This window comes from Paenibacillus rhizophilus, from assembly GCF_003854965.1.
GTDB lineage: Bacteria > Bacillota > Bacilli > Paenibacillales > Paenibacillaceae > Paenibacillus_AQ > Paenibacillus_AQ rhizophilus.
On sequence record NZ_RQPI01000009.1, the window covers coordinates 123,252 to 141,739 of the forward strand.

Sequence of the window (18,488 nt, forward strand, 5' to 3'; positions counted from 1 at the left end):
GGCCTGAAATTTACGTGAAACACGGACAAAGCCAGTAAAACCACAGGGAGGCAGAGCATTGCTCCAGAAGTTTAAAAAAATCGACGGCGTAATCGTCGTGGTTCTTGTGCTGTTGATGGTGATCAGTCTGTTCTCGATATACAGCGTGACTCATGGCCGGCAAGGCCTGGACGGTTTTCACATTAAAATGTTGAAGTTTTATATTTTGGGATTCATCGCCTTTTTCGGGTTGATGTTTTTGGACTATCGCCTGCTGATCAAGTACGCGGTGTATATTTACACGTTCGGGATCGCTCTGCTTGTGCTGGTTACCTTCATCGGTGCGGAGGAGAACGGTGCCAAGGGCTGGATCAAGTTCGGAGGCTTCAGCCTTCAACCAGCGGAGCTGTTCAAGCTGATCCTTATTTTGTTTCTGGCGGCTGTTCTGTTTCGGAAGAACAAGAACCGGCTTCATTTCTGGAGGGATATCGTACCGCTCGGTCTGCTGACGCTGCTTCCTTTTGGTATTGTTATCATGCAAAACGACCTGGGAAACGCGCTTTCCTATATTGTCATTCTCGGCGGCCTGCTCTGGATCGGGAACATCAAATTTTCCCATGCGCTGATCGGACTTGTGGTTGTAGGCGGGCTGGTGGGCGGCAGTATTTTTTCATATATTCATTATCATGAACCCATCTCGAAATTTCTGAATGAATTGCGCCCCCACTTGGTGGAGCGCTTCGACCCCTGGCTTGTGCCGGATGAAGCGTCCGCGAAGGCCAGCTACCATACGAAAAACGCCAAGCTTGCGATAGCCTCCGGCGGTATGAGCGGCGAAGGGTATATGGAAGGAAGCTCGGTGCAGACGGAGCGGGTTCCTTACACTTATTCGGATTCAATTTTTGTCGAGATTGCGGAAGAATTCGGCTTCGTGGGCTCGGCTGTGGTGCTGCTCCTTTACTTTATTCTGATCCACCGGATGATTCTGATCGCGCTCGAATGCAGGGACAGGGGCGGGCCGTTCATTATTGTCGGCATTGTCGCCATGATGCTGTACCAGATTTTTGAGAATATCGGAGCTTTTATCGGACTTATGCCGCTTACCGGAATTACCCTGCCTTTCATCAGTTACGGGGGAACCTCGCTGCTGATCAATATGGCGAGCATCGGGCTCGTGATGAGCGTGCGGTTGTACGGGCAGGAGGAAGAAGAGGATTTGCCGAAGGCCTCGTATACGGCTCCGGCCAGACAAGGATGACCCAGACGCTTTCTTGTAAGACCTTGTAAGACCTTGTAAGACCTTGTAAGACCTTGTAAGACCTTATAAGACAAAAATAAGACGAAAACCCACAACCGCCAGGATGCCTTTGTTAAGGCCGCCTGGCGGTTGTTTTTATTGTTCTGCCGACTCAGGACCTTTCACCCGCTTAGTTAAAGCTCATTGTAACTGTTCCTCTGCCTCCCCCGGCAGTCACTGCCGCGACAGCTCCGTTAACGAGTGTCAACTGGGGAGGCACATGTCCGATATCCGCCTCGTAGACGACCGGAATGCCAAGCTCGCCCGCAAGCTGCTCCAAGGAGTCGGCGAGGCCGAAATCCTGCACGGGCGAGTATCCCGCCGGTCTGCCGTACAAAAGCCCGCGGCAGTTCTCAAACCAGCTGCACTCTTTCATCTGCCACAGCTGCCGGTGAATATCGCCAGCGTTCCGCTGCGAGCTTTCCAGGAACCAGACCGTGCCTTCCTCACCGCAGTAATCGCGGATGAAGGTGGGAACCGGAGCGTAAGGCGTACCGATCAGCGTGGTCAGCGTCTCAAGGCAGCCGCCGATGAGTCTGCCGCCAAAAGAGACGGCGGGGTCTTCGCCGCTTGCGCCGCCCGGGGCGATCGTCCGCCAGCTTGTTGGCGTATCCAGGATAAAGCCCGGCTTGGTTATATCCCAGGCTGATTGATACATAGCCGACGAGGTCTGGGCAACCGTCCCGCCGGCCCCGGTTCCAACCACGTCCCGCCAGCGGGCGGTAACATCATCCAGCGGCCGGGCCCGCAGGTCGATGAAATTGGTGCCGTGTGCGGTCGCGCAGCCGGTCATCAGGGTGTAAGCGAACAGGAAGGTGCTTGTATCCGAGTAGCCGATCATCCACTTCGGCGGCGCCGTCCGCAGCTTCTCCCAGTCCATGAGCGGCAGGATTTCCATCAGAAATTCGCCGCCCCACGGAGGCATTACAACACCGACCGTATCATCCAGCAAAAAAGCTTGAAGCTCGGCCGCCCGTTCAGCCGCCGGGGCGAGGGCCAATTTGGCCCGGGAGCGGAGAACGGCGCCTTCCCTCACGATAAATCCGAGCTCCTGCGCATGCTCGGCGGCCTGATTAAATAAGCCGACATGCTCCGGGCGGACTCCGCTGGAAGGGGCGGTGACGGCAATGACGCCGCCGGCAAGCAGGGGGGCGGGGTAGCGGATGGATTGGTTCAAAGCTTTTCCTCCTCTTGTATGTATGATCCATACTCTACGAACAGTGTATGCGCACAGCAAAAATAAATAGATTAATAGGTTTGGACGCTCCGCCTTCCGGGGATACTGACTGACATGAAGCCAGTGGAGAGGGGTATCCCAAATGAACGTCAAAAGAGAAATTGCCAGAGATTCGCTGCGTAAGACCTTTACGTATACTGCCATTTTAATTTGTATCTTTATGTTTGTCATGATGGCCTGGGAAGGGCAAAAAACCGATGCCGCCGTTAGCGGCGGACCCATTCCGCAGGAATCGATCCGGCTGCGGATTCTCGCCAATTCGGACGGGGCGCAGGATCAGCTGGTCAAGCGGCAGATCCGCGATAAAATTGTCGAGCAGATGAACGGGTGGGTCGCTGAACTGGAGGACCCGCAAAGCCTCGATCAGGCGCGTGCCGTTATACGCGAGCATTTGCCGGAGCTGGAAAAATTGGTGGGCGGCGAACTGGACAAGCGCGGCATCGGCTACGGCTATAAGGTGGAGCTGGGGGTCGTTCCGTTTCCGACCAAGCTGTACGGAGGGACGGTTTATCCCGCCGGGGAATATGAAGCGCTTCGCGTCACACTTGGAGAAGGCAATGGACAGAATTGGTGGTGCGTGCTGTTCCCGCCGCTCTGCTTCATCGATGCGGGTTCGGGCGATGCGGCGGCCAAACCGGCAGGGGATGCCAAGGCCGCGAAGTTGTCTGCGGATGGAAAGGGCTACGCCGGAATAGCGAAGGAAGGCCAGGCGGCGCTGGCGGGTGACCGGCAGCCGGATTCCACGGCTCAAGCGGGAGCCGCCGGAGAGGAACCGAAGGTGCGGTTCTTTGTCTGGGACCTGCTGGTGAAAATCGGAGGCTGGATCAGCAGTTTGTGGGCATAGATTCTATTGTTTTGCCGCCGGATATGTTACTATTTTCTTATAGATAAACGGCCCCACGCGGTGGGGCCGTTATTTTTGAACGGAGGCCTGTGAACATGGAAACGAAATATTGGAAGCTGAGCTACGCGGAGGGGGTAACCGGACGGGAACGGAACCCGGCGGACGTTGCGGCGATTGCGGAAGCGGCGGAGATGCTGAAGGCAGGCAATACGGTCGCTTTTCCGACTGAGACGGTGTACGGCCTCGGGGCGGACGCGAGGAATGCGGAGGCGGTCGAGGCGATTTTCAAGGCCAAGGGACGGCCTTCGGACAATCCCCTGATTGTCCACATCGCCGACCGGGCGGCGCTCGGAGAGCTTGTGACGGAGGTGCCCGCGGTGGCGGCAGCCTTAATGGACGCCTACTGGCCCGGCCCGCTGACCGTGGTGCTGCCGCTCCGGGCCGGCGTGCTGTCCGCGCGCGTAACGGCAGGGCTGGACACGGTCGGCGTGCGCATGCCGGATCATCCCGTGGCGCTGGCTCTGCTGGCCGAAGCCGGATGTCCGGTCGCTGCTCCCAGCGCCAACCGCTCCGGGCGGCCGAGCCCGACGCTGGCCGGACATGTGCTGGACGATCTTGCCGGCAAGATCGGCGGCGTGCTGGACGGCGGAGCCGCGGGCGTCGGTCTGGAGTCGACCGTCGTGCAGGTACAGCCGGACGGCTCCGTCGCCGTGCTCCGTCCCGGCGGCATCACGGCCGCGCAGCTGGCGGCCGTCGCGGGAGAAGCCGCCGTCACGGGCGTTTCAGCGGCGCCTGATTTCACGCCTCCGCAGGAAGCGGCGGAGGCTCCGGAACGCCCCGCCCCGGACGCGGCGGGGGACGGCAGCCCGGCGCCGCGCGCGCCGGGCATGAAGTACGCGCACTACGCGCCGCGGGGCTGGCTCGGTGTCGTGCGCGGGTCTTCGCCGGCGGGCGCGGCGAAGGCGGCGGCGGGCCTGCTGGCCGCGGCCCGCGAGCGCGGCGAGACGACGGGGATGCTCCTCTTCGAGGAGCATCTGCCCCTGTATCCCGCCGGCGCCGCCGACTGCGTCGTCTCGCTCGGCCCGCTGGCCTCGCCGGAGACGGCCGCCCGCTCCCTCTATGCCGCGCTGCGGCGCTTTGATGAAGCGGAAGCGACCTATATCCTGGCTGAAGCTTGCCCGGAGACAGGGCTCGGGTCCGCCATTATGAATCGGCTGATGAAGGCCGCCGCGGGCCGCGTGATCGACGCCGAATAGCCCTCTTTTTTCCAATTTATAGAATGATTGTCCTCTTGTCCGCATATCGTGATGGTACAAGATATTCGGACATGGAGGTATGGGAATGAGCATGGGCATGGGGGAAGTGCAGGCCGGTTGGGGTCAGATCGTAACCATTGCAATCATGGCGATCGCTCTGGGCATGGATGCCTTTTCGCTTGGCGTAGGAATCGGGATGAGAGGCATCCGTCTTCTTCATGTACTGCAAATGGGCCTGCTCGTTGCTTTTTTTCATGTGTTGATGCCTCTGCTGGGGCTTGTTACCGGAAACTATGTCGGTCACCTGCTTGGCCGGGTGGCGGGGATTGCAGCCGGGGGCCTGCTCATTGCGCTGGGCGGGCACATGGTGCTTGGCTCGTTTCGAAACGGCGAGGGCGCCGGAATGAGAGGAGTGGATCACCGTACGCTGTGGGGAATGCTGCTCATTTCGCTCAGCGTCAGCATCGATTCGTTCTCGGTGGGCGTCTCGCTCGGGGTTTTTGTGAGCCATGTGCTGCTGACGGTGCTGGCCTTCGGGGCCTGCGGCGGAATAATGTCGATCACCGGTCTGCTGCTCGGGAGGCGTGTGAGCCGCGGGCTCGGAGAATACGGGGAAGCGCTCGGCGGGGCGATCCTGCTTGGGTTTGGCTTGCTGTTCATCTTCTGATACAATAGCGGCAAAAGAGTAATCCCATGGAGGTGATCTGCATGCTTCATATTTTGTTCATCTGCACCGGCAATACATGCCGCAGTCCCATGGCTGAAGGGCTTTTACGCAAACTGTCGGCGGAGCGGGGGGTCAATCTGGAGGTGCGGTCCGCCGGGGTTTCCGCGATCGCCGGAACGCCGATGTCAAGGCATGCGGCGGCCATATTGCGGGATGAGGGCGTTAACGATACGATTACTTCCTCCCAGCTTTCGGGCGAACTGCTGAGTTGGGCCGATCTGGTGCTGACCCTCACCCAAAGCCATAAACGGCATGTGCTGCACTATTTTCCAAAAGCCGTATCCAAGACGTTTACCCTGAAGGAGTACGTGCAGGACGAAGAAGCGGTCCGCAGGGACCTTGAAGAGCTTGACAGCTTGTACGCCGGAACTGAACTGGCCGCTTCGCTGGGACAAGAACCGGAGGCCGCCGATCTGCAGCGGATTATCGAGATCCGCCAGCGTATTCCTAGTGCAGATATAATGGACCCGTTCGGGGGAAGCCGAGAGGACTACGAATATGCGGCGGCGGAAATCCGTTCATCGCTTCACAGGCTGCTGGATAAACTTGAAGCCTTGCGCCGATTGTGAAATATTAGGCTTTGTAAGCTTGATGTTAATAAACAGGCCTCATATTTCGGCGGGAAACGGCTGATTTTTCGAACGGACGGCAGAGTCTTTTCTTGTTAAGACGGTTGATTTTCGGAGCATGATGATTTAAGATATAGACAAATATCGGTTCCGGTGTAACTGGCGACAAGTGTGGACAAACCACGATGGAGCATCGGAGTAAACGGCCGGTCGCCTGGGCGAAAGAGCAATTCCGCAGCAGTCTGCGGACTGCTCTTTTTTGTTTAAAATCTATGAATGAGCAAGCAGCGGTCATGTTATCCTGATGGTATCAGACAACTTGGATCTCTGAGGAGGTAAAGCGGTGAAACATTACGGAAAGCGAACGGAGGATAAAATCTTCGCCGCCCCGGACCCGTCCGGAAGCGGACGCGTTCTTGCGGTGGAACTGTCTATTGCCGAACAGACGCTGCTCGTGCTGCGTGAACTGGCGGATGCCGGCGGGATCGGGCCGGGCAAGGTACTGGTTGTCGGCGTCAGTACGAGCGAGGTGGCCGGTGCGCGCATCGGCACCGGCGGCGCGCTGGAAGTGGCGGAGCAGCTGTTATCCGGCGTCCGCGAGGCTGCGGAGCAATTTGGCTTTTCTCCGGTATACCAGTGCTGCGAGCATTTGAACCGGGCGATTGTGATGGAACGGAGTCTGCTGGAGCAGCTAGGTCTGACCGAAGTGTCGGCGGTGCCGATCCCCGGCGCCGGCGGTTCCATGGGCGCTGCGGCGTACCGGGCGATGACCGATCCCGTACTGGCCGAAACGGTACAGGCCCATGCCGGCATCGACATCGGCGAGACCCTGATCGGCATGCATCTGCGCCGCGTTGCGGTTCCTTTCCGGCCTTCACTGCGCTATATCGGAGAAGCCCGCGTGAATGCGGCTTACACCCGGCCGCCGCTGATCGGCGGCGAGCGCGCCGTGTACCGGAAGCAGGAAGAAGGCGGCTCGAAGCTGTGTGACTAGGGAAGGATAAATTACATCTCATAAACTATATTCAGGGAGGAAACAAGAAAAATGGAACAATTGCGCAAGAGTGATCCGGAAGTGCTGAAAGCGATGGGATTGGAATTGAAGCGTCAGAAAGCCAATATCGAACTGATCGCTTCGGAGAATATCGTGAGCGAGGCGGTCATAGAAGCCATGGGCTCCGTATTGACGAATAAATACGCGGAAGGTTACCCGGGCAAGCGTTACTACGGCGGCTGTGAAGATGTGGACATCGTGGAGAACTTGGCCCGCGACCGCGCCAAGCAGCTGTTCGGCGCGGATCATGCCAATGTGCAGCCGCACTCCGGCGCGCAGGCGAATATGGCCGTTTACCTTGCTGCGCTCAACCCCGGAGATACCGTACTCGGCATGAACCTGGCTCATGGCGGTCATTTGACGCATGGCAGCCCGGTTAACGCTTCCGGCCTGCTCTATAATTTTGTCGCTTACGGCGTTCAGGAAGATACCTTCCTTATCGATTACGACGAAGTGCGCAAAGCGGCATTCAAGCATCGTCCGAAGCTGATCGTCGCCGGCGCAAGCGCCTATCCGCGCACGATCGATTTCGAAGCTTTGGCTTCGATCGCAAGCGACGTCGGATCGCTGTTTATGGTCGACATGGCGCATATCGCCGGTCTGGTAGCCGCAGGGCTGCATCCGAGCCCTGTTCCGCATGCCCATTTTGTAACCACGACTACCCATAAGACGCTGCGCGGTCCGCGGGGCGGCATGATTCTCTGCAAACAACCGTGGGCTGCGGCGATTGACAAGGCCGTATTCCCGGGATCGCAAGGCGGTCCGTTGATGCATGTCATCGCCGCCAAAGCCGTATCCTTCGGCGAAGCCCTTCAGCCGTCTTTCAAGACCTATGCGGAGAACGTGGTAAAGAATGCCAAGGTTCTTGCTGAAACCCTGCTGGGCGAAGGCGTCAATATCGTTTCTGGCGGAACCGACAACCATCTGATGCTGATCGATACGCGCAATTTAAACATTACCGGCAAGGATGCAGAGAAAGTGCTCGATTCCATCGGCATCACCGTTAACAAAAATGCGATTCCGTTCGACCCAACCAGTCCGTTCGTTACAAGCGGCATCCGGATCGGCACGCCTGCGGTGACTTCGCGCGGCATGGACGAGCAGGCGATGACCGAGATCGGTCAGCTTATCGCCGCTGTGCTTAAGAATCCAAAGGATGAAGCGACGCTGCAAGACGCTGCCCGCCGGGTTGCTGCGCTGACTGAGCGCTTCCCTATCTATCCTGCTCTCCAATACTAATTACTGCTGAAACGCGTGCGGCCTGCGTTTCATTTAAAGCCCCTGCATGTCCGTATTTCGGCCTGCGGGGGCTTTTTTGACAGAACGTTCACAGGAATACGCGGTTAGTGGAATGAAAATTGAAGAAAATAATGCAGAAAGTTCATGTAACTTTCAAGAAAAAGCGTGAAAAAAGTGTGAAAAGTATGTATGCGATGAAAATGGGAAATTGTAAATAACAGCCTATTTCCTTGAATTGGAAACATAACCTTATTCTTTCGTCTTAAGGTCGGTCCGGCGACCTCAGCGTCTTCATCCCGGTATTCCGTCCCTTCCTAGGTGAAATGCGCCCCTGAGGATGATATAATATACAGGATTTAGCCGCGAAAGGGGTTGCCCCGCCTCGGCTTGCATAAGACTTATAACTACCGGAGGGACAAGCGAATGGGAAAATTGGTGATTTGCGATCATCCTTTGATTCAGCACAAACTGACATTTATACGCGATGTGCGAACCAATACGAAGGAATTTAGGGAACATGTGGACGAAGTGGCTACTCTGATGGCCTATGAAATTACGCGGGATATCCCTTTGGAAACGATTACTGTGCAGACTCCGGTCGCCGAAACGCAGAGCAAGGTTATTTCCGGCAGAATGCTGGGGCTTATTCCGATCCTGCGGGCCGGTCTGGGAATGCTTGAAGGCGTTCTGAAGCTGCTCCCTGCGGCGAAGGTGGGTCATGTCGGCCTGTTCCGCGACCCGGAGACGCTTCAGCCCGTCGAATATTATATCAAGCTGCCTACGGATGTGCAGCAGCGTGAGCTGATCGTCATCGATCCGATGCTGGCTACCGGAGGCTCCGCGATCGCGGCCATTACTTCTCTGAAGAACCGCGGGTGCACCCAGATCAAAATGATGAATCTGATCGCAGCTCCCGAAGGCGTTGCGGCAGTACAGGAAGCCCATCCAGATGTTGACATCTATGTCGCCGCGCTTGACGACCATCTGAACGATCACGGCTACATCGTGCCGGGCCTCGGCGATGCAGGAGACCGGCTGTACGGAACAAAGTGACTTCCAGAAGCGGAAGAAGAAAGGAATTGTATCATGTCCAAGATTAAAGTAATGACGATTTTCGGCGTCCGTCCCGAAGCGATCAAGATGGCTCCGCTGGTGCTTGAGCTTCAAAAGCATCCCGAGCATATCGAATCGCTCGTTTGCGTGACGGCCCAGCACCGGCAGCTCCTCGACCAGGTGCTGGAGGTGTTCAATATAGTACCCGATTACGATTTGGACGTCATGAAGGATCGGCAGACGCTGAACGAGATTACCATCCGTGTTCTTGAAGGACTGGAACCTGTACTGCGGGAAGCGCGGCCTGATCTTGTGCTAGTGCACGGAGACACGCTGACCACTTTTTTGGCAAGCTATGCATCCTTTTTGCAGCAAATTCAGGTAGGGCACGTAGAAGCGGGTCTGCGTACCTGGAACAAACTGTCCCCTTATCCCGAGGAAATGAACCGTCAGCTGACCGGCGTGCTCGCCGATTTGCACTTCGCTCCGACCGACTGGTCGGCAGGGAATTTGAGACATGAAAACAAAAAAGAATCAAGTGTTTATATCACAGGCAATACTGTGACCGATGTGTTTCAATATACCGTACAGCCGGGCTACCGGCATCCGGTACTGGAATGGGCTTCAGGAAAAAGACTTATTTTGATGACGGCGCACCGCAGGGAATCCCAAGGCGAACCGCACCGTCATATTTTCCGTGCCGTCAAAAGAATTGCTGATGAATTCGAAGATGTCGCCATCTGTTATCCCGTGCATCCGAGTCCCGCGGTTAAGGAACCGGCGTACGAGATTTTGGGCGGACATCCCCGAATCAAGCTGATCGATCCGCTGGATGTCGTGGACTTGCACAATTTTTATCCGCATACCCACTTGATTTTGACCGATTCCGGCGGCTTGCAGGAGGAAGCTCCATCTTTTGGAGTTCCTGTTCTCGTGCTGCGCGACACAACGGAGCGCCCGGAAGGCATCGAGGCCGGAACGCTTGAACTGGTGGGTACGGACGAGGAGAAGGTGTATCAACGGACACATGCTTTGTTGACTGATCAGGATCTCTATCAGTCCATGAGCCGGGCCGCCAACCCGTATGGAGACGGTAAAGCATCTGGGCGAATTGTCAGTGCGATTTTGCACCATTTCGGAGTAAATGAAGAGCGTCCAGAGCAGTTTCACAGAATGTTCACAAATGGTTCGGAGGCACCCGAAGTCAAACGGTGAAAGAGTTTTGAATAGTATACAGTAAAACTGTACGGTTTATATGGTTTTGGAATGTTTTGCTGTGATTATTTTCATACTTTCAGTTATTTTGCGCTCTGCTGCGTTAGTTTGACAAACTCTTGTAACATTCAGTAAAATGAATTGGAATTCCAAGGGTGGGGTACTATGAAACAGCCTGAACAACCGAATAATGGAGAACAAAACATGGGCAAATCGCTTAGGGCCATGGGCCTTGTCAGTGCGATAGGAGTCGATCTAGCAGGCTGTACCTTAGGAGGCTATTTTCTGGGGAACTGGCTGGGAGGCAAGTGGGGAAACCCGGGACTTTGGATCGGTGTGGGCGTTCTCTTCGGCATGTTATCAGGGGCGGCAAGCATAATCGCTGTTATTAAGAGGGTGATGAAGGAAAGCGATGAGTGACACATTTAAGCTGAACAGGCTGCTGTTAGCAACCATGATGGGGATGATAGCGGTTTGTCTTGTCATCGCGGAGCTGTTGCCTCATCACCGCACGGTTTTTTATGGAGTAATGCTAGGTTCCGCCGTCAGCTGTCTGAACGTCTTGCATACGGGTTACAGGGTAAGCCGCGTTACCCGGAATTTGACGGAAGGGCGCAAGGGGGCGGGCTTCGGTTTTGGCGTGAGAATCGCAACCTCCATTCTTGCAATTATGCTGGCGCTGAAGTTTCCGCATCTCTTCAATGAAATTGCGGTGTGCGCAAGTTTGGTAATTGGCCAATTTTTGGTTTTAATTATAAGTGCTGTTCTTATGTTGAAAAAATGATTGAACCTTCCTGCTGAGAAAGGGGTGAGTAAACATGCATGAATCGCCGATTATTAATTTGGCGGGACAAGAGATAGACCTTTCCATCGTACTGATGCTGATTGTGACCTGCGCCATCGTCTTCCTTATCGCCCGTCTGGCTACGCGCAATTTGTCCGTGGAGAATCCCGGGAAGATGCAGAACTTCCTGGAATGGGTGGTCGAGTTCGTTCAGGGCCTGATCTCCAGTACGATGGATCTTAAGAAGGGCAAGCCTTTTCTGTCCCTCGGTATGACGCTGATTATGTTTATCTTCGTCGGCAATATGCTCGGACTTCCGTTCAGTATTGTGACGGAGTATCACGATGCGAGCAAGGCCCATATTTTCGGCCATGAGCTTGTGACCGTAACGGAGAAGCTACATACAGAAGAGGCTGCACACCCTGGAGAAGAAGCGGAAATTGGAGTGGCTTGGTGGAAATCTCCGACGGCCGACCCGGCGGTTGCTTTGGGACTGGCCGGTTTGATTTTCGTAATGGTTCACTTCCTGGGGCTTACCCGGAATACGAAGGGGTACCTGAAACACTATTTCCAGCCGTTCTGGTTCTTCTTCCCCATCAACCTTATTGAGCAGTTCTCCAAGCTGCTCACGCACGGCATGCGTCTATTCGGTAATATTTTTGCCGGTGAAGTGCTGATTTCGGTGCTGGTACAGCTGGGATCATCGGGACCTATCGGAACCGTTGCCTCTATTCCGTTCCTTGTGATTTGGCAGGGCTTCAGTATATTTGTCGGTTCTATCCAGGCTTTCGTCTTTACGATTTTGACATTCGTGTACATTTCTCAAGCAATCGACACTCACGAAGAGCATTAATTCCGGGTTGGGCGCGTGGTTAGCGTCCGTCTCTGAAATAAATTAACAACACTATCACACATCTCTAAGGAGGATTTATCAAATGGGAGTTTGGGCATATTTGGCAGCTGCAATTGCAGTAGGACTGGGCGCGCTTGGCGCCGGTATCGGTAACGGTCTGATTTTCAGTAAAACGATTGAAGGCATCGCCCGTCAACCGGAAGCGAAATCCACACTGCAAACGACTGCTTTCATCGGGGTAGGTCTGGTAGAGGCCCTGCCGATTATCGGCGTTGTCTTGGCGTTCATCTTCTTCGGAAACGCCTAATTTAATTGCACATAACTTGGCGGGGAAGGCCACGGCCCTCCGCGCTTTCTTTTTGGGCAAGAGCCTTATCTATAGTATTTCGATTAACGAAGTTACCGGAAAGGAGTGACCCTAATTGAGTTTTTCAATTCCATCCCTCGTCCTGGCGCTGATCGCTTTTCTAATCTTGTATTTTCTGCTTAACAAATACGCTTTCGGCCCCTTGTTCTCCGTTATGGAGAAACGGCGCGAGCTTGTATTGCAGCAAATTAATGAAGCTTCGCAGACGCGCGAGCAGGCGGTCGCTTACGTAGAGGAACAGAAGCAGGCTCTCCAAGATGCCCGCAAAGAAGCTTACGATATTATCGAGCAGTCCAGACAGACGAGCAGTAAGCAAACCGAACAGTTGCTTGAACAGGCAAAGGCGGAAGCGGCTCGAATCAAGGAAGAAGCCGTTCGCGACATTCAGAGCGAAAAGAACAAGGCCGTCGAGGCGCTCCGCAGCGAGCTCGGTTCGGCATCCGTAAAAATCGCATCCAAGCTGCTTGAGAAGGAAGTCAGCTCGGACGCCGCGCAGGAGGAGCTCGTTGATCAGTACCTCAAAGAGGTTGGGGGCAGATCATGAGTCAGGATACGGTAGTCGCCAAAAGATACGCGAAGGCATTGTTCGAGGTGGCTTTTGAAGAGAAGAAGACGCTGGAAGTGGAAGAAGAGCTGAAAGCCCTGGTTTCCGCGCTGGCTTCGGATACCGATCTTCAAAGATTCATCAGCACCCCGAAGATTTCGGGGGAAGACAAGCTCGCTGTGCTCAAGAACACGCTGAATGGCAAGCTCTCGACGCTTGTAATCAACACGCTTGAACTTCTCGTGGAGCGCGGCAGAATGAGCATTCTTTCGGACCTTCTGGACAGCTACATCAAGATTGAAGGCGAAAGCTTAGGGTTGGCCGACGCTACCGTGTACTCCACCTACAAGCTGGACGAACGGGAAATGAAGGCTGTTGCCGAAGAGTTCGGCACCTTGTCCGGCCGGACAATCCGCGCTGCCAATGTAGTCGACAAAAGCCTGCTGGGCGGACTTAAAGTGGTCATCGGCGATACGCTGTACGACGGCAGTCTTGCCGGCAAGCTGGAACGTCTGGAAAAATCCTTTAACGATAAGCATAGAAGATAGGGGTGAGCGTACTTGAGCATCAGACCTGAAGAAATCAGCACTTTGATTAAAAGTCAAATCGAACAATATAAATCCGATATTGAAGTAGCCGAAATCGGAACCGTTATTCAAGTCGGCGACGGGATCGCCCGCGTGTACGGTCTGGAAAATGCGATGGCAGGCGAACTGCTGGAGTTCTCCAACGGCGTCGTGGGCATGGCGCTCAATCTGGAGGAAAGCAACGTCGGTGTCGTTATCCTCGGTGAATATACGGAAATCCGCGAAGGCGATCAAGTGAAGCGTACGGGCCGCATTATGCAGGTTCCCGTCGGTGAAGCTCTGCTCGGCCGCGTCGTTAACCCGCTTGGCCAGCCGCTGGACGGCAAGGGACCGATCGAGACGACGGAATTCCGTCCTGTCGAGAACAACGCCCCGGGCGTTATCGAGCGTAAATCGGTGCATGAACCGATGCAGACCGGCCTTAAGGCGATTGACTCCATGGTGCCGATCGGCCGCGGTCAGCGCGAACTGATCATCGGTGACCGTCAGACCGGTAAAACGGCAATCGCCATCGATGCCATCATCAACCAAAAGGGTAACGGAATGAAGTGTATCTACGTTGCCATCGGACAAAAGCAATCCACGGTAGCACAGGTCGTTGAAACCCTTCGCCGCCACGGCGCGCTGGACTACACGATCGTCGTTACCGCGTCGGCTTCCGAGCCATCCCCGCTGCTGTACATCGCTCCATACGCAGGCTGTGCAATGGGCGAATACTTCATGTACAAGGGCGAGCACGTTCTGGTCATCTATGATGACCTGTCGAAACAGGCTGCCGCTTACCGCGAACTGTCCCTGCTGCTCCGCCGCCCTCCGGGCCGTGAGGCATTCCCTGGCGACGTATTCTATCTGCATTCCCGTCTGCTGGAACGTGCCGCGAAGCTTAGCGACGAACTTGGCGGCGGTTCACTGACCGCTCTACCGTTCATCGAGACGCAAGCTTCCGACGTATCCGCGTACATCCCGACGAACGTTATTTCGATCACCGACGGCCAGATCTTCCTGGAGTCCGACCTGTTCTACTCCGGCCAGCGTCCTGCGATCAACGTAGGTATCTCCGTATCCCGCGTAGGCGGATCGGCGCAGATCAAAGCGATGAAGAAGGTTGCCGGCTCGCTCCGTCTGGATCTTGCCCAATACCGCGAGCTGCAGGCGTTTGCCCAGTTCGGCTCCGACCTGGACAAATCGACTCAAGCCCGTCTGAACCGCGGCGCGCGGATGATGGAAATTCTGAAACAGGGTGTCAACCAGCCTCTCTCCGTCGAGCATCAGGTAATCAGCTTGTACACGGCGGTCAAAGGATATTTGGATGAGATTCCGGTCAAGGATGTCAGACGTTTTGAAAAAGAATTCCTTTCTTATATGGACAGCAATGTGCCGGAAGTGGCCGCATCCATAACGGAAACAAAGGACCTGACGGCTGATAACGAAGCGGCGCTGAAGGCTGCTATCGAGAAGTTCAAAAAAGGATTTGCGACAAGCTAAGGGATTGGCCTAACGCAATTAATAAGGAAAAGGGGTATGATGCCGGGCTTTCGGGCTTGTCCCGGGCTTGGCGGTACTCACGAAGTAAGCTTTGGCTTCACCAAAGCTTATAGGATTAGGCTTACGAAGTAGCTTTTGCACGGCAAAAGTTTTAAGGTGGTGAAATCATGGCAAGAAGCATGCGTGATATTAAACGTCAAATCAAAAGCGTTCAGAACACCAGACAAATCACCAAAGCGATGGAAATGGTCGCCGCCTCCAAGCTTAGAAAGGCTCAGGAGAAAGCGGAAGCGGCCCGCCCTTATTCGCAGAAGCTGAAAGAAGTCGTGTCGAATATCGCTGCCGGCACGAAAGGAATCCAGCATCCCATGCTGGTGAGCCGTCCCGTCAAGAAAACCGGTTATATCGTCGTCACTTCGGATCGCGGCCTTGCCGGGGGCTACAACGCCAATATTTTGCGCAAAGTGACAACCCTTATCCAGGAGCGTCACAAGTCCAAGGATGAATACGGTCTGTTTGTCATCGGCCGCAAAGGCCGCGACTTCCTGCGTCGGCGTAATTATCCGATCACCGAGGAAGTCACCGATCTTTCCGATACCCCTTCCTTCTCCGACATTAAATCGATCGCCTATGCGGCGGTGGGGCAATTCGAAGAAGGCATGTTCGATGAGATCTATATATGCTATAACGTGTTTGTCAATCCGATCAGCCAAATTCCGACTGTGGAACGGCTTCTTCCGATGGATGGAGCCCTGCAGACGGAGGAATCTCAAGGTCATGAGCTCAAAGCGGGCTATGAATACGAGCCGTCGCCGGAAGGCGTGCTGGAGGTTCTGCTGCCCAAGTATGCGGAGACTTTGATTTACAGCGCCATCCTCGACGGCAAAGCCAGCGAGCTTGGCGCCAAGATGACGGCAATGGGCAGTGCGACCAAGAATGCCTCGAAAATGATCGGAAATCTGACGCTTACGTACAACCGTGCCCGTCAGGCGGCTATTACTCAGGAAATTACCGAGATCGTAGCGGGTGCCAACGCGCAGTCTTAATATAAGAAAGGATAAGCTGCTGGCTTAACCTTTGTCTTATATTTATACGAGAAACGGATTCCTGAATAGCGATACATGAATCGCCGGCTTTGGAAGCATCGGCTTATAAAAGAATTTATTTGCTGGGCGCATATCAATAGGTCTTCTATTTCGACGAGAAACGAACGCCGACTTAATAGGAAGGCGCAGTCGTTTCTTCTTGGGTAACAGTTTTCAAGGAGGGAAACATAGATGAACGTAGGACGCGTAGTAAGTATTATGGGTCCGGTTGTCGATATTGAATTTGGACGCGGCCAGTTGCCCGAAATCTTCAATGCGATCAAGATCGGAGCCAGCCCAGAGCAAGGGCGTCAGAACGAGCTGACACTGGAAGTATCCAATCATCTGGGCGACAATCTGGTACGCTGTATTGCCATGTCCTCCACTGACGGACTGGTTCGCGGCTTGGAAGCCGTAGACCAAGGAGCCCCGATTTCGGTTCCCGTTGGAGATGTAACGCTTGGCCGCGTATTCAACGTGCTGGGCAACACGATTGACAACGGAGCGGAAATCGCCGCCTCGCAAAAGAACCCGATTCACCGCTTGGCGCCGACGTTCGATGAGCTGTCGACGCAGGCGGAAATTCTGGAAACCGGAATTAAGGTTATCGACCTGCTCGCCCCTTACGCCAAAGGCGGTAAAATCGGCCTGTTCGGCGGCGCGGGCGTAGGCAAAACGGTAACGATCCAGGAACTGATCAATAACATCGCGCAGGAGCACGGCGGTATTTCCGTATTTGCGGGCGTCGGCGAACGGACGCGCGAAGGAAATGACCTTTACCACGAAATGACCGACTCCGGCGTTATCAAGAAGACGGCGATGGTGTTCGGACAAATGAACGAGCCGCCGGGCGCACGTCTGCGCGTTGCGCTGACGGGTCTGACGATGGCGGAATATTTCCGCGATGTGGAAGGCCGCGACACCCTGCTGTTTATCGATAACATTTTCCGCTTCACCCAAGCCGGCTCCGAAGTATCCGCTTTGCTGGGCCGCATGCCTTCCGCGGTAGGTTACCAACCGACACTGGCAACGGAAATGGGCCAATTGCAGGAACGGATTACTTCCACCAAAAAAGGCTCCGTTACATCCATCCAGGCGATCTACGTTCCAGCGGACGATTACACTGACCCCGCTCCGGCAACGGCATTTGCCCACTTGGACGCAACGACGAACTTGGAGCGTAAAATCTCCGAAAAAGGGATTTTCCCTGCAGTGGACCCGCTGGCATCCAGTTCCCGGATCTTGGCTCCTGATGTCGTCGGCGAAGAGCATTACACTGTGGCTCAGGGCGTTAAGCAATTGCTGCAGCGCTATACCGAGCTTCAGGATATTATCGCCATCCTCGGTATGGATGAGCTGAGCGAGGAAGATAAGCTGATCGTGGCCCGTGCCCGTAAGGTGGAGCGCTTCTTGTCGCAGCCTTTCCATGTGGCGGAGCAGTTCACCGGCTTTAAAGGTGCATATGTACCGATTAAAGAAACGGTCCGCAGCTTCAAGGAGATTCTGGAAGGCAAGCATGACGATCTTCCGGAAGCGGCATTCCTTTACGTAGGCACGATCGAGGAAGCTGTAGAAAAGGCGAAAACGTTGTAACCTGAAGCTTTGAGGAGGAATTCGAAGTGAACACCTTTTTGTTGGAAATTGTCACGCCGGATCACCTCGTATATGCCAAGCAGGTTTACAGCTTGACCGTACGGGGGGCAGAAGGCGATCTGGGCATATTGCCGGGACATGTTCCGCTTGTAACTCCGCTTCAGGTTGCACCGATGACCATTAAATCGGACGCCGGTGTAACAACGGTCGCCGTTCATGGCGGCTTTATTGAAGTGCATAAGGATAAAGTGACCGTGCTGGCGGAAAGCGCCGAGCTGCCCAGCGATATCGATCTTGAACGCGCCGAGGCTGCCAAGGAACGGGCACAGCGCCGCTTGCAGTCCCGCGGCAAACAGGACGAGATTGATCATCGCCGAGCTGAGCTTGCGCTGCAGCGTGCGGTTACACGGATTAAAGTGTCCACCAGAAAAGGACAAAAATAAAATGAAATGCAGTCTGGCCTTGCGCCGGGCTGCTTTTTTTATTGCTGAAATTCTTGTTTTTTATTGGACTTTCTTATCGATAGCGGGTTATTTTTTAGCGACACGTCTTTAACAAAAGATGTCATTTTGTAACTTCTGGAAGGACACTATGTGTGATAGCGTTTACCTGGAGCATTTTAGTTAAAATAATGTAAAAGTACTGGATTCTTTTTCATTACGCAAGTATGATATAAGAGTCGATTTCCGAGCAAGTCTAGGTTTGGGGGGTTAGGATGGA

The 18,488-nt window shown here is 54.7% G+C and carries 20 protein-coding genes and 1 riboswitch; of the genes, 19 read left to right on the top strand and 1 reads right to left on the bottom strand.

The window, feature by feature from the left end; all coding sequences use genetic code 11:
• Positions 1-58 precede the first annotated feature (58 nt).
• The gene (locus EH198_RS16030; protein WP_124696524.1) at positions 59-1,237 is read left to right on the top strand and encodes an FtsW/RodA/SpoVE family cell cycle protein; all 1,179 of its coding nucleotides are present in this window, start codon (positions 59-61) and stop codon (positions 1,235-1,237) included.
• 169 nt (positions 1,238-1,406) lie between these two features.
• Here EH198_RS16030 and EH198_RS16035 read toward each other — a convergent pair whose 3' ends face one another.
• Entirely contained in the window at positions 1,407-2,453 is a 1,047-nt protein-coding gene (locus tag EH198_RS16035) for a S66 family peptidase (RefSeq protein ID WP_124696525.1), read from the bottom strand.
• A 142-nt stretch (positions 2,454-2,595) separates the two neighbouring features.
• Here EH198_RS16035 and spoIIR point away from each other — a divergent pair, with 142 nt between their 5' ends.
• From spoIIR to EH198_RS16125, 18 genes are all read left to right on the top strand, one after another.
• Positions 2,596-3,357: a stage II sporulation protein R gene (gene spoIIR / locus EH198_RS16040; RefSeq protein ID WP_124696526.1), complete on the top strand. Its 762-nt coding sequence runs from the start codon at positions 2,596-2,598 to the stop codon at positions 3,355-3,357.
• Positions 3,358-3,452: 95 nt separating this feature from the next.
• Positions 3,453-4,613, top strand: a complete 1,161-nt coding sequence (locus tag EH198_RS16045; protein WP_124696527.1) for an L-threonylcarbamoyladenylate synthase — start codon at positions 3,453-3,455, stop codon at positions 4,611-4,613.
• Between the two features lie 85 nt (positions 4,614-4,698).
• Positions 4,699-5,280, top strand: coding sequence for a manganese efflux pump MntP (locus tag EH198_RS16050; protein WP_379311000.1), 582 nt, complete (start codon positions 4,699-4,701; stop codon positions 5,278-5,280).
• A 41-nt stretch (positions 5,281-5,321) separates the two neighbouring features.
• The gene (locus EH198_RS16055) at positions 5,322-5,909 is read left to right on the top strand and encodes a low molecular weight protein arginine phosphatase (RefSeq protein ID WP_124696528.1); all 588 of its coding nucleotides are present in this window, start codon (positions 5,322-5,324) and stop codon (positions 5,907-5,909) included.
• A 145-nt stretch (positions 5,910-6,054) separates the two neighbouring features.
• Positions 6,055-6,136, top strand: a riboswitch (ZMP/ZTP riboswitch).
• A 194-nt stretch (positions 6,137-6,330) separates the two neighbouring features.
• Positions 6,331-6,903, top strand: a complete 573-nt coding sequence (locus EH198_RS16060; RefSeq protein ID WP_124696597.1) for a TIGR01440 family protein — start codon at positions 6,331-6,333, stop codon at positions 6,901-6,903.
• Positions 6,904-6,954: 51 nt separating this feature from the next.
• Positions 6,955-8,202 carry a serine hydroxymethyltransferase gene (locus EH198_RS16065; protein ID WP_124696529.1) on the top strand — a complete coding sequence of 416 codons (1,248 nt, stop codon included), beginning with the start codon at positions 6,955-6,957 and terminating at the stop codon, positions 8,200-8,202.
• Between the two features lie 423 nt (positions 8,203-8,625).
• Positions 8,626-9,255 (top strand): uracil phosphoribosyltransferase, encoded by a 630-nt coding sequence (gene upp, locus EH198_RS16070; RefSeq protein WP_124696530.1) that lies wholly within the window; start codon positions 8,626-8,628, stop codon positions 9,253-9,255.
• Between the two features lie 33 nt (positions 9,256-9,288).
• Positions 9,289-10,470, top strand: a complete 1,182-nt coding sequence (gene wecB / locus EH198_RS16075; protein ID WP_124696531.1) for a non-hydrolyzing UDP-N-acetylglucosamine 2-epimerase — start codon at positions 9,289-9,291, stop codon at positions 10,468-10,470.
• Positions 10,471-10,635: 165 nt separating this feature from the next.
• The gene (locus tag EH198_RS16080) at positions 10,636-10,890 is read left to right on the top strand and encodes an AtpZ/AtpI family protein (protein ID WP_124696532.1); all 255 of its coding nucleotides are present in this window, start codon (positions 10,636-10,638) and stop codon (positions 10,888-10,890) included.
• Complete coding sequence (locus tag EH198_RS16085; RefSeq protein WP_124696533.1) at positions 10,883-11,254, top strand: ATP synthase subunit I; 372 nt, start codon at positions 10,883-10,885, stop codon at positions 11,252-11,254. The genes EH198_RS16080 and EH198_RS16085 overlap by 8 nt, the downstream gene beginning before the upstream one ends.
• A gap of 34 nt (positions 11,255-11,288) precedes the next feature.
• Positions 11,289-12,107 carry a F0F1 ATP synthase subunit A gene (atpB, locus tag EH198_RS16090; protein ID WP_124696534.1) on the top strand — a complete coding sequence of 273 codons (819 nt, stop codon included), beginning with the start codon at positions 11,289-11,291 and terminating at the stop codon, positions 12,105-12,107.
• 82 nt (positions 12,108-12,189) lie between these two features.
• Positions 12,190-12,414 (top strand): F0F1 ATP synthase subunit C, encoded by a 225-nt coding sequence (gene atpE, locus EH198_RS16095; protein ID WP_124696535.1) that lies wholly within the window; start codon positions 12,190-12,192, stop codon positions 12,412-12,414.
• Between the two features lie 115 nt (positions 12,415-12,529).
• Positions 12,530-13,018 carry a F0F1 ATP synthase subunit B gene (gene atpF, locus EH198_RS16100; RefSeq protein ID WP_124696536.1) on the top strand — a complete coding sequence of 163 codons (489 nt, stop codon included), beginning with the start codon at positions 12,530-12,532 and terminating at the stop codon, positions 13,016-13,018.
• Positions 13,015-13,566 (top strand): F0F1 ATP synthase subunit delta, encoded by a 552-nt coding sequence (locus tag EH198_RS16105; protein WP_124696537.1) that lies wholly within the window; start codon positions 13,015-13,017, stop codon positions 13,564-13,566. The genes atpF and EH198_RS16105 overlap by 4 nt, the downstream gene beginning before the upstream one ends.
• Before the next feature lie 12 nt (positions 13,567-13,578).
• The gene (atpA, locus tag EH198_RS16110) at positions 13,579-15,090 is read left to right on the top strand and encodes a F0F1 ATP synthase subunit alpha (protein ID WP_124696538.1); all 1,512 of its coding nucleotides are present in this window, start codon (positions 13,579-13,581) and stop codon (positions 15,088-15,090) included.
• 167 nt (positions 15,091-15,257) lie between these two features.
• Positions 15,258-16,136, top strand: a complete 879-nt coding sequence (atpG, locus tag EH198_RS16115) for an ATP synthase F1 subunit gamma (RefSeq protein WP_124696539.1) — start codon at positions 15,258-15,260, stop codon at positions 16,134-16,136.
• Positions 16,137-16,367: 231 nt separating this feature from the next.
• Positions 16,368-17,768: a F0F1 ATP synthase subunit beta gene (atpD, locus tag EH198_RS16120; RefSeq protein WP_124696540.1), complete on the top strand. Its 1,401-nt coding sequence runs from the start codon at positions 16,368-16,370 to the stop codon at positions 17,766-17,768.
• A 26-nt stretch (positions 17,769-17,794) separates the two neighbouring features.
• Positions 17,795-18,211 carry a F0F1 ATP synthase subunit epsilon gene (locus EH198_RS16125; protein ID WP_124696541.1) on the top strand — a complete coding sequence of 139 codons (417 nt, stop codon included), beginning with the start codon at positions 17,795-17,797 and terminating at the stop codon, positions 18,209-18,211.
• Positions 18,212-18,488: the final 277 nt, after the last annotated feature.